This window comes from Streptomyces sp. NBC_01241 (assembly GCF_041435435.1).
Lineage (GTDB): Bacteria > Actinomycetota > Actinomycetes > Streptomycetales > Streptomycetaceae > Streptomyces.
On the sequence record NZ_CP108494.1, the window covers coordinates 6,796,604 to 6,808,126 of the forward strand.

Annotated in this window: 8 protein-coding genes; 7 read left to right on the forward strand and 1 reads right to left on the reverse strand. The window is 71.1% G+C overall.

Annotated features, from left to right (window positions below; all coding sequences use genetic code 11):
- Positions 1-266: 266 nt before the first annotated feature.
- From OG306_RS30660 to OG306_RS30690, 7 genes are all read left to right on the forward strand, one after another.
- Positions 267-3,194 (forward strand): Na+/H+ antiporter subunit A, encoded by a 2,928-nt coding sequence (locus OG306_RS30660; protein WP_266749307.1) that lies wholly within the window; start codon positions 267-269, stop codon positions 3,192-3,194.
- Positions 3,191-3,835: a Na(+)/H(+) antiporter subunit C gene (locus tag OG306_RS30665; RefSeq protein ID WP_266749308.1), complete on the forward strand. Its 645-nt coding sequence runs from the start codon at positions 3,191-3,193 to the stop codon at positions 3,833-3,835. Before OG306_RS30660 ends, OG306_RS30665 begins: the two co-directional genes overlap by 4 nt.
- Positions 3,832-5,487, forward strand: a complete 1,656-nt coding sequence (locus tag OG306_RS30670; RefSeq protein ID WP_266749310.1) for a Na+/H+ antiporter subunit D — start codon at positions 3,832-3,834, stop codon at positions 5,485-5,487. The genes OG306_RS30665 and OG306_RS30670 overlap by 4 nt, the downstream gene beginning before the upstream one ends.
- Positions 5,484-6,107 carry a Na+/H+ antiporter subunit E gene (locus OG306_RS30675; protein ID WP_266749312.1) on the forward strand — a complete coding sequence of 208 codons (624 nt, stop codon included), beginning with the start codon at positions 5,484-5,486 and terminating at the stop codon, positions 6,105-6,107. The genes OG306_RS30670 and OG306_RS30675 overlap by 4 nt, the downstream gene beginning before the upstream one ends.
- Entirely contained in the window at positions 6,104-6,481 is a 378-nt protein-coding gene (locus OG306_RS30680) for a monovalent cation/H+ antiporter complex subunit F (protein WP_266749313.1), read from the forward strand. Before OG306_RS30675 ends, OG306_RS30680 begins: the two co-directional genes overlap by 4 nt.
- On the forward strand, positions 6,478-6,831 hold the full coding sequence (mnhG, locus tag OG306_RS30685) for a monovalent cation/H(+) antiporter subunit G (protein WP_266749315.1): 354 nt from the start codon (positions 6,478-6,480) through the stop codon (positions 6,829-6,831). The genes OG306_RS30680 and mnhG overlap by 4 nt, the downstream gene beginning before the upstream one ends.
- Before the next feature lie 84 nt (positions 6,832-6,915).
- Entirely contained in the window at positions 6,916-7,764 is an 849-nt protein-coding gene (locus OG306_RS30690; protein WP_266749316.1) for a hypothetical protein, read from the forward strand.
- A gap of 195 nt (positions 7,765-7,959) precedes the next feature.
- Here OG306_RS30690 and OG306_RS30695 read toward each other — a convergent pair whose 3' ends face one another.
- Complete coding sequence (locus tag OG306_RS30695) at positions 7,960-11,475, reverse strand: beta-galactosidase (RefSeq protein WP_371665898.1); 3,516 nt, start codon at positions 11,473-11,475, stop codon at positions 7,960-7,962.
- Positions 11,476-11,523 lie beyond the last annotated feature (48 nt).

The following is an 11,523-nucleotide window of genomic DNA, read 5'->3' on the forward strand; positions in this document are numbered from 1 at the left end:
CGGACCCGGGTGATGCTGTGCGGCTGCGGACGCACCGGAAACACGCCGTACTGCGATCACGGCGGGCTCTGCGGCGAACACGGGTGAACGGCGGCGCGGGTCTGCGGCGAGCGCAAGTGAACGCAGCACGCCGGGCGGAGCGCGGCGCGCCGTACGGGTGAAGCGCGATCAGGGATATATCTGTATTTAGTGCCCTTTGCCTGTAATGCCTCATCCGGGCCCCGGACCCCCGCTCCCCGCGGGCACAGGACGCCCCTCGGGGCCGTATGACCGCGCTCATCGTCTGCCACTTCGTCCTGGCCGCCTGCGCGCGACCGCTGGTACGAGCGCTGGGCACGCGCGCCTTCGTCGTGCTGGCGCTGCCACCGGCCGCCGCCACCGTGTGGGCGGCCACGCAGTGGAACACCGCCGCCTCCGGCGGCTCGGTCACCTGGTCGTGGCGGTGGATGCCGGCGTACGACGTCACCGTCGATCTGAGGCTCGACGCGCTCGCTGAGCTCATGGTGCTGCTCGCGGCCGGAATCGGCACGCTCGTCCTGCTCTACTGCGCCTCGTACTTCACCGACGGAACCCCACAACTGGCCGGCTTCGCCGGGAACCTCCTTGCGTTCGCGGGTGCCATGCTCGCCCTGGTCCTCGCCGACGACCTGATCTCGCTCTATGTGTTCTGGGAGCTGACCACGGTCTTCTCGTACCTGCTGATCGGGTACGACAGCGAGCAGAAACACAGCCGTCGCTGCGCGCTCCAGGCGCTCACCGTGACCACACTCGGTGGCCTCGCGATGTTCGTCGGCTTCCTGATGATCGGTCAGTCGGCGGGCACGTACCGGATCTCCGCCATCCTCGCCGACCCGCCCCCGACGAGCCTCGCCGTCTCGGTCGCCGTGGTGCTGATCCTGTGCGGGGCGCTGTCGAAGTCGGCGATCTGGCCGTTCAGTCTCTGGCTGCCGAACGCCATGGCCGCACCCACCCCCGTCAGCGCCTATCTGCACGCCGCCGCGATGGTGAAGGCCGGTGTCTACCTGGTTGCCCGGCTCGCCCCCGGTTTCGCCGACGTGCCGGTCTGGCGGCCCGTCGTGATCGTCCTCGGGGCCGCGACCATGCTGCTCGGCGGCTGGCGGGCGCTGCGCCTGAACGACCTGAAGCTCGTCCTCGCCTACGGCACCGTCAGCCAGCTCGGCTTCCTCACCCTGCTCGCCGGGGTCGGCAACCGGGACACGGCGCTGGCCGCCGCCGTCATGATCCTGGGCCACGCCCTGTTCAAGGCGCCGCTGTTCCTCGTCACCGGCATCGTCGACCACGCGGCCGGCACCCGTGACCTGCGCAGACTCTCCGGCGTCGGACGGACGCTGCCGCACGTCTGCGCGGTCGCGATGCTCGCTGCCGCGTCCATGGCGGCCCTGCCCCCGCTGCTCGGCTTCGCCGCGAAGGAGGCCGCGTTCGAGGCGCTGCTGCACGGTGACACCGCCGACCGCTGGGCACTGGGCGTCACGGTGGCGGGCTCGGCGCTGACCGTCGCGTACACCGTGCGGTTCGTCTGGGGCGCCTTCGCCCGTAAGCCCGGGGTCGAGGACACCCCGGTACACCAGGTCGGCCCGTGGTTCCTCGCGCCGCCCGCCGTGCTCGCGGTCTGCGGGCTGGTGCTCGGACCCGGCGTCGGCTGGACGGACCGGCTGCTCGGCGCGTACGCGGACGCGTTCCCCCCGTCCGCGCATCCCTACCACCTCGCGCTCTGGCACGGATTCGGGACCGCCCTGCTGCTCTCGGCCGCCGCTCTGGCGGGCGGCGTGCTGCTCTTCGCCGCCCGCACCACCGTCACCCGGCTGTCCCGCCGGATCGCCTGGCCCACCGCCGACAGCGTCTTCGGACATCTGCTGCTCGGCCTGGACCGGCTCTCCCTCCAGCTCACCGGCTTCGTCCAGCGCGGCTCGCTCTCCATGTACCTCGCCACCACCCTGCTCGTGATGCTGGCCGGCCAGCTCACCGTCCTCGGCGTGGACAGACCCTGGCACGGGGCGGCCGCCCCGAAGATCTGGGACTTTCCGCTGCAGGGCGCCGTCGCCGTGCTGACCTGCGCGGCCGCCCTGCTCTGTCTCACCGTCAGCCGGCGGATGAAGGCCGTGGTCCTGGCCGGGCTGACCGGATACGGCGCCGCACTGCTCTTCGTCGTCCAGGGCGGCCCGGACCTGGCGCTCACCCAGTTCTGCGTCGAGACCGTGTCGATGATCGTGTTCGTGCTGGTGCTGCGGCGGATGCCGGTGCACTTCCAGGAGTCGGTCGGCAGCTGGCGGCGTGCCGTACGCATTCCGGTCGCGCTGGCCGCGGCGGCGACGCTCGGCGTGGTGGTGTGGGTCGCGGCGGCCGCGCGTACGGCGAAACCGGCGGGCGCGGCCATGGTGGAGGAGACCGCCCACCACGGGCTCAAGGACGTCGTGGCCACCATCCTGGTGGACCTGCGCGCCTGGGACACCATGGGGGAGTCCGCCGTGCTCGCCGCGGCGGCGATCGGTGTGACGAGCCTGATCTATCTGCACCGCCACGCCGAGGGCCCGTCGCTGCGGGAAGAGGCGCGGGGACGTACCGCCTGGTCACTGACGGCCCCCGAGATGACGGGGCTTCCGCACGGAGACGAAGGGGCACCGGAGCGCGGCTGGCTCGCGGCCGGGTCCACACTCGCCCCCGAGCACCGCTCGATCGTCTTCGAGGTCGTGGCCCGGCTGCTGTTCCACCCGGTCCTGGTGCTCTCGCTGTACCTGCTGTTCTGCGCCGAGAACATGCCGGGCGGCGGCTTCGTCGGCGGGCTCGTCGGCGGGCTCGCCCTGATCACCCGTTACCTGGCGGGCGGCCGCTTCGAACTCGCCGAGGCCGCACCCCTGCAACCCGGACTCTTCACCGGCCTGGGGCTGTTCATCTCCACGAGTGTCGCCCTGCTCGGCCTCACCGAGGGAACGGTCCTGGACGCCTGGACCCACCACGGCCGGCTGCCCCTGATCGGCGCCTACCACCTGGGCACCCCGGTCCTCTTCGACTTCGGGGTCTATCTGCTGGTCCTGGGCGTGGTGCTGGACATCGTGCGCGCGCTCGGCGCCAAGATCGACCGGCAGATCGAGCGCGCGGCGTTCGAAAGGGCCGCCGCCGCGCGCACCGGCACCCCACCGGGAGCCGCACCCGGGACAGGAGGCCCCACCGGATGACGGTGAGCTTCTCGCTCCTGGCCACCGCCGCCGTGCTGTGCGCGGTCGGCGGCATCCTCATGCTCACCCGGCCCCTCACCCGCATCCTGCTCGGCGCGGTGATCGCGGGCAACGGCATCAATCTGCTCATCCTCGCCGCGACCGGAACGGCCGGCCGGGAACCGCTCCTGTACGGCGTCCCGCTGCGGGAGGTCACCGATCCCCTGCCGCAGGCCATCGCGCTCACCGCGATCGTCATCACCCTCGCCACCACGGCGTTCCTCCTCGCCATGGCCTACCGCGGCCACCAGCTGACCGGCACCGACGAGGTCCACGACGACGACGAGGACCGGCGCATCGCACTGCGCGCCGAGGTGCTGGGGGAGCGGGACGAACTGCGCGAACGGTACCGGGCCGCCCCGGACGTCACGGAGAAGGAACGCGCCCGGTACCGCGAGGAACGACGCCGCCTACGGGCCAGACTGCGCGCCGACCGCGCCCTCCAGGCCCGGGGCCGTTACGCCACCGGGGACCTCTGGCACGACGTACTGGGCGCGGACCCCGAGGACTACGCCCAAAAACGGCCCCGCCCCGACACCGCCCCCGAGGACGACCCCCAGAAACGGCCCCACCCCCACGCCGACCCGGGAGACACCGGATGAACGCACTCGTCCCCCTGCCGGTGCTGCTGCCGCTCTGCGCCACCGGCCTGAGCCTCGCCGTCGGCACCCGGCTCAAGCAGATCCAGCGCCTCGTCAGCGTCGCCGTGCTCACCGCCGTGCTCGGGCTCTCCCTCACGCTGATGATCGTCGCCGACACCCGCGGCCCGCTCTCCGTCAACCTCGGCGACTTCGCGCCGCCGCTCGGCATCACCCTGGTCGCCGACCGGCTGTCCGGACTGATGCTGACCGTCTCCTCCGCCATCACGCTCTGCGTGCTCGTCTACTCCCTGGGCCAGGGCATGGCCGACCGGGACGAGGAAACACCCGTCGCGGTCTTCCACCCCGCCTATCTGATCCTGGTCGCCGGCGTCTCCTGCACCTTCCTCGCCGGTGACCTCGTCAACCTCTATGTCGGCTTCGAGATCATGCTCGTCGCCAGCTTCGTCCTGCTCACCCTCGGCGGCACCGGACCCCGCATCCGCGCGGGCTCCACGTACGTGATCATCTCGCTGTTCTCGTCGATGCTGTTCCTCACCGCCATCGCCATGACCTACGCGGCGACCGGCACCGCCAACTTCGCGCAACTGGCCGGCCGGCTCGCCGCGCTCCCGCTCGGGGTGCAGACCCTGATCCAGGCGATGCTGCTCACCGTCTTCGCCATCAAGGCCGCCGTCTTCCCGCTCGCCGCCTGGCTCCCCGACTCGTATCCGACCGCGCCCGCCCCCGTCACCGCGGTCTTCGCCGGTCTGCTCACCAAGGTCGGTGTGTACTCCATGCTGCGCACGGAGACGCTGCTCTTCCCCGGCAACCGGCTCGGCGACCTGCTGATGGCCGCCGCGCTCGCCTCGATGGTCGTCGGCATCCTCGGAGCCGTCGCCCAGACCGACCTGAAGCGGCTGCTGTCCTTCACACTCATCAGCCACATCGGCTACATGGTCTTCGGTATCGGCCTCGCCACCCGGGACGCGTACGGCGGCGCGATCGTCTACGTCGCCCACCACATCACCGTCCAGACCACGCTCTTCCTGGTGGCGGGGCTCATCGAACGCCGGGGCGGCACCAACGAACTCACCCGGATCGGCGGACTGGCCAAGGCATCCCCCCTGCTCGCCGTCCTGTTCTTCGTACCCGCCATGAACCTGGCCGGCATCCCGCCGCTGTCCGGCTTCATCGGCAAGCTCGGACTGATGCGGGCCGGCGTCGCCGACGGCAGCGTCTGGGCCTGGCTCCTCGTCACCGGATCGGCGGTGACCAGCCTCTTCACGCTGTACGTGATGGCCAAGGTCTGGAACCTGGCGTTCTGGCGGGCCGCGCCCCCGGGGCAGGCCGCGGCCGGCACCGTCCTGGAGTCCGACTCCGAAGAGGACGACAACGACATCGACGAGGGCCCCGACCACATCCCCGGCAGCGGCGACGAACCGGTCCGCCCCCGCCACCAGCCAGCCGGGCTCGCGGTCGCGGCCACCCTGCACGGACACGCCGTCACCACCACGACGAAACTGCCGCTGCCGATGACGGCGGCCACCGCGGCAGCCGTAGTCCTCGGGCTCGCCTTCACCGTGTTCGCCGGACCGCTGACCTCCTACACCGACCGCGCGGCCGCCGAACTCCTCGCACGCACCCCCTATGTAGAGGCGGTGCTCGGCCGGTGAAACGCATCGTCAAGCTGTCCTTCCGGAACAAGGACCTGCCGTTCTTCAGCTGCGAGTTCGGCGGACGGGGACGCGTGCTCGACCTCCCGCTGATCGCCTGGCTCACCTTCATCTGGGTGCTGCTCTGGTCCGGCCTGAACTGGGCCAACGTACTGATCGGCGCGGTCGTCGCGGTCGCCGTCTGCCTGGCCTTCCCGCTGCCCCGGGTCGACCTCGGGCTCCGCCTGCATCCCTGGGGCATCCTGATGCTCGCCGGCTATCTGCTCTACGACATGTACACCTCGGGCGTACGGGTCACCCGGCAGATCTTTGTCGACCACCCGCACCGGGCCGCCGTCATCGCCGTACCGCTGCGCTGCCGCTCCGACCTGATGCTCGCGGCCACCGCCGTCGCCGTGTCGAACGTGCCCGGCGGATCGGTCGTCGAGGTACGCCGCGCCACGGCCACCGTCTTCCTGCACGTCCTCGACGCGGACAGACCCGCCGTACTCGACGCGGCGCGGCGCTCCGTCTGGCGTATGGAGGAGCTGACCGTACGGGCCTTCGGCACACCCGACGAGATCGCCCGCGTCGCCGAACCGCCGCCACCGGCCGGGCGCGACAGGGGGGACAGCGCATGAGTGGGCCGGAGAACGTCGACCAGGCGCTGCTCACCGCGGCCGTCGTCGTGATCGTCATCGCCGGGGCGGGGCTTCTCACCCGGATCTGGCTGGGCCCCTCCATGCTGGACCGGGCCCTCTCACTCGATGTGTGTGCCGCCCTCATCATCGCGGGCCTGGGCGCCAAGTGCGCCTTCGCGCGCGAGCCGTTCTACTTCCCGATCATGCTGGTGCTGGCCTTCCTCGGGTTCACGGGGTCGGTCGGCATCGCCCGCTTCATCGCCACGCGCGACCGGCCGGTACCGCGACGGGAAGCGGGCGGAACCGGCGGCGACGGACGCAACGGACGCAACGGACGCGAGGGTACGGGCGGGACCGAGGGGGAAACACGGTGAACGTCTGGTTCCAGATCCTCGACACGGCCGGCGCGGTGCTGGTGTTCATCGGTGCGGCGATCTGCCTGCTCGGTGTGATCGGCATGCTGCGTCTGCCGGACGTGCTGTCCCGCAGCCACGCCGCCACGAAACCGCAGACCCTCGGCATGCTCCTGGTCCTCGCCGGGGTGGCCCTGCGGCTGCGCAGCGGCATGGATCTCGCCACCCTAGCGCTGATCGGCTTCTTCCAGCTGATGACCAGTCCGGTCGCCGCCCACCTGGTGGCGCGATCCGCCTACCGGACCGGCCAGATCGACCACAGGGAGCTGCTCTTCGACGAACTGGACGAGCAGTTGACCGAGGAGCACTGAGACCGGGGCCGCGCCGGGACGACGGGCGGACTCCCCGCCCCGTTCTCCCACGCGCGGGCGGCGTCCGGGACTAGCCTCCGCATCATGCTGCGTATCACCGACACCCGCACCGGCCACCTCGTGGAAGTCCCCGCCGCGCCGCGCCACCTGCTGCGCAGCTGTGTCCATCTACCGGCCCTCGGCACCGGCACCGGGATCGGCCCGGTACACCTGCGGGTGCCGCTGGTCGGTGACGTACTGGCGCGCACCGCGGAGCTGAACGGCCTCCAGGTCGTCACCGCCCTCACCACCCCGGAACTGACGCCCGATCAGGCCCGGGCGCTCGACCGCGTCATGGCGGTGCTCGGCATCCATCCCCCCGCCGTCGTCGGAGCCCACCACCCGGACGCGGCACTCGGCGGCCCCGCCGACGTGCACGTGGTCGCCCAGGGCGCCGACACCGGCGACGCCACGGGCGGGGGCCGGATCGAGGTGGGCCGGGTCAGCACGGTCCTGCTGGAGGAGGGCGTGCCCGACCCCGGTCACCTCCTCTCCCCGGACAGGCCGGACGTACGCGTGCCCGAGACCGCCGATCCCCTGGCCGTGCGGCTGCTGCTGCTCCACCGCCCCTACGCCGTGCCGGTCACGGTCACCGGTGCGGCGCTGGCAGAGGCCCGGGGGACACTGCGGCAGTGGCGCCGGCAGGTCGCGGACTGGGCGCAGGAGCCGTCCCGCCCGATCCCCGCCGATCTGCTGCGGGAGTCGCACGCGGCGCTCGTCGAGGATCTCGACGTCACCGCCGTTCTCGATCTGCTGGCGGATGTGGCGGGACGGTCCGACGTGCCGCCCGGCGCCAAATTCGAGACCTTCGCCCATCTCGACCGCGTCCTCGGCCTGGACCTCGTCCGCGATGTCGGCCACCAGCGCCGCCCGGACCGGCCGACACCCGGGTGAACAGCCGCGACCGGCGGTCTCGGCACCCCGGCCGGGCGGCATACCGATGGCCGGGACCAAGCGCAGGACCAAGCGCAGGACCAAGCGCAGGACCAAGCGCAGGACCACGCCCGGAGCCACGCCCGGAGCCGTGCCCGGAGCCGTGCCCGCCCCAGCGCCTTGCGCGATCGGGGCGGGCACGGCTCGGTCGGCAGGTCAGTTCCTTCGTGCCGTGCCCGTACCGAACAGCGCTTCGTAGCCGGGCGAGGCGTTCTGCTTGCCGGGTACGCCTCCGAGCACGGTGCCCTGGTTCACCAGCTCGACCGAGTCGGGTCCGACGCCGCTCTGCTCGGCGGTGACCGCCAGTGCGATGGAGTTGTCGCCGTGCGGCTTCAGGAAGCCGGACGGGATGACGAACTCCTTCTGGGGACCGACATCGTTGATGTACTGGCCGGTGTTCCAGCCGTTGACGAAGATCTGGACGCGGTACTTGCCTGTTCTGCCTCCGGCGTCGTTGATCCGCAGGCCGACCGCCGTGTCCGTATCCTGGGGCTGGTCGAGCCGGGCCGTGGTCCGGTACCACCGCACACCCGGGCGCTCGCTCTTCAAGGAGTTCGTCCGCGGCCACGACGAGTCCGGTGCGCCCGGCAGATGCCAGCCCATGCGCTCCCCGTACAGGCCTCCGTTGTTGTACAGCCCGCGAGCGGTGTCGACGGGCTTCGGCCCGCCGAGAGCGCCCTGGATCCGCCAGCCGACCCTGCCCGCGCCGGCGATGTCCACGTCGGCGAGGCCCCGTCCGCCCTTGGACCGGCCGTCGGAACTCCAGTCCTCGTACTGGCCCATGTTCCGTACGAGTACGGCCAGTACGGCGGGCTTGCCCGGCTCCACCAGTCCCTCGGGGACGAGGTGGGTGGCGCTGCCGTCGCCCTGGGCGCCGAGATAGTGACCGTTCAGCCAGATGAGAGCGTGACCGGCCGTGCCGGTCTTCACCGTGACCTTGACGGTGCTGCCGGCGGCGGTCGGCGTGTAGTGCCCGCGGTACCAGGTGTCGCCCTCGTGGAATCCGTACTCGTCGGTGTCCAGAACGACGCCGGCTGCCGCACCGGGCCCGTGGCGTGGGTTGGCGGCCGTGGTCCGGTCGGCCTCCAGCCAGCCCGAGTCGTCGTATCCCGTCTCACGTTCGGGATCGGACCCCGCGCTACGCCAGGTGTCCAGCGTCGGCAGCACCGACGGAGCGGGTCCGGGCAGCTCGGCCATGAGCGCCCCGGCCTCGTCCCGGCTCGCTCGGAGAAGGCGGTTGTTCCAGGTGAGGACCTTCACGCCGGTGGGCGCGAAGACCCGTAGCGGGCCGGCCCGGCGCGTGTCACCGGTCAGGTCGAGCCTGGCTCCCGTGATGCGTGCGGTACGTGCGAGTTCCGGGCCGGTGATCAGGACATCGCTGCTCCCGGCATCGAGCTGCCAGGTGTCCGCGACGCCGTCACGGTCGCTGATCACGACGGTCAGGTCGCTGCCGTCGCCGGAGATGCGTACCGTACGCCTGCCCCCGTGCGCGTAGTTGAGCCGCAGATCCTTTCGCTCCGCGTCCCAGGTGGTCTCCACCGGGGCTCCGTCCAGGGTCGTGACCTCGGGCCTCTCGGCGTAGCGCAGCACGGTCTCGCCGTCGCTGCCCTTCGCGCCGTCGAGGACGAGCAGATCGCGTCCCGCGTTCAGGTGGGTGAGTACCTGCGAGGTGGAGTAGACGAGCCGGTGCGGCCCGAAGGTGTAGTCGGCCACGAGGGTCTCGGCGTCGCGCCCGTCCACGGTGATCGCGGTGTCCGGCTTCTGCGGGACACGCGGATAGGCGGTGCCCGAGGAGGGCGGCTGCGGGGTCCGGCTCGGGTTCGTGTCGATGGCGTCGACGGAAACGAACGTTCCCTGGGAGGCGGACGTGCCCCTTTCACCGGTGACGACGATCTTGACGGTGTGCGAGCCCTGGCCGAGGTCGTTCGCCTCGTACAGCACACGCTGGAAGGCGGGGGACGGGGCGTAGCTGTCGACCGTCGCCTTCTTGACGCCGTCGACGTAGACGTCGGCGGTGCCGTGGTTGGACGAGTCCGGTCCGATCCAGCGCACCGTCGGTCCGTCGAAGGTGACTTCGAGGCTGTCGCCCGCCTCGGCGGAGAAGGTCTCGTCGTTCTTGTGGTCGCCGCTGGTCCACGACTTGCCGGTGGCGTGCTCCCAGGATCCGGTGAACTTCAACGCCCCGGTGTCCGAGTCGTTCCAGCGGTACGAGGCGCCCTCCAGCGGTCCGGGCGGGTCGGCCGGATCGAGGGGGAAGGTGACGCGGCTGGTCGAGGTGTCGTTGGAATCGGGGTGGCGCAGCGTGATCAGCCGCATGCCGTTGCCCGATACGGACGTGTCGCCGGCGTGCTCGGTGGAAAGCCGTTGCTGGGCCTTGACGGGGCCGCCGCCCGTGACGGTGAGCGCCGGTGCGGTGACGGCCCCGGCGGAGGCGATCGGCTTCACCGCGTTCTGCAGGTATCCGAATTCCTTCTGGACGGCGAGTTTCGGGGTGATCGCGCGGTTCTCGGCGAGCGCGGCGCCGTAGTCGTAGGACGTGAATCCGGAGCCGGGGTCGCCGGTCCATCCCCAGTTGGTGCCGCCGTACTCCATGTAGTAGTTGAACAGGGTGACGCCGTTGGCGACATTGTTCACGGCGAACTGACGGGTGAACGCGGAGTCCACGAACTTGGCGCACTCGTTCGTCTGGAAGTCACGGCCCCAGGCGGTGAACGCGCCGCCCTGGCCCTCGGCGATGAACACCGGTGTCCGGGGCGACTGGGCGCGGATGCGGGGCTCGAAGTCGCTCAGCCGGCCACGGCTGCCCGTGCAGTCGAAGCCGAGCGGGTACGTGTCGAAGGCGTAGAGGCCCAGCTTGGAGCCGCCGGGCCCGCCGGGCACGTTCCAGCCGTGGCCGTCGCCCCAGTCGTTGTGGAACAGCGGCACGGTGATGCCCTGTTCGACGACGGCGCTCTGCAGCTTCTCGATGTAGTCGATGTGCTTGGCCGAGTTGTCGATCTGTTCGTTCTCGACCTGGTACGCGATGACGCTGCCGCCGCCGTCGGTGATCTGGTGCTTGCCGATGATGCCGTTGACGGCTTTCAGCCACTCCAGGTCGGCTGCCAGGTTCTGCGGGTCGGCCGTGCGCTGCTCGCCACCGTGCGTGGCCATGTACGGCGGCAGACCGCCCATGCCGGCCTCGGCGTTGATGTACGGGCCGGGCCGGGCGACGACGTAGAGACCTTCCTCTTCGGCCATGGTCAGGAGCCGGTCGATGTCACGGACGCCGGTGAAGTCGTAGGAACCGGGTGCGCTGGAGTGGTAGCCCCAGAAGAAGTACAGCGAAACGGTGTTGAAACCTGATGCCTTGAGCTTCTGCAGGATGTCGCGCCACTGGTCGGGGCTCGGCAGCCGCCAGTAGTGGAACTCCCCGGACCACACGACCAGCCGCTCGCCGTCGAGTTCGAGGGACTTCTCATCCCAGGTGACGGTGTGGGGACGGCCGTCGTCGCCCGGGAAGCGAGGGGTGGTGGCCGTGGCGGCGGGAATCCGTTCGGCCGGGTCCGTGGTGCTCGCGGAGACCGGCAGCGGTGATGCGAGGGACAGCACGAGACCGGTCGCCAGGCCGCCGACGACGGCTCGCCGTCGTACGACGCGCGGGCGGCCGCGCAGCCGGTGGGAATGCTTCGTCATGAACGCCCTTTCGCTGGTGTGCTCATGGTGCGGTTCATCCGTGCGCGG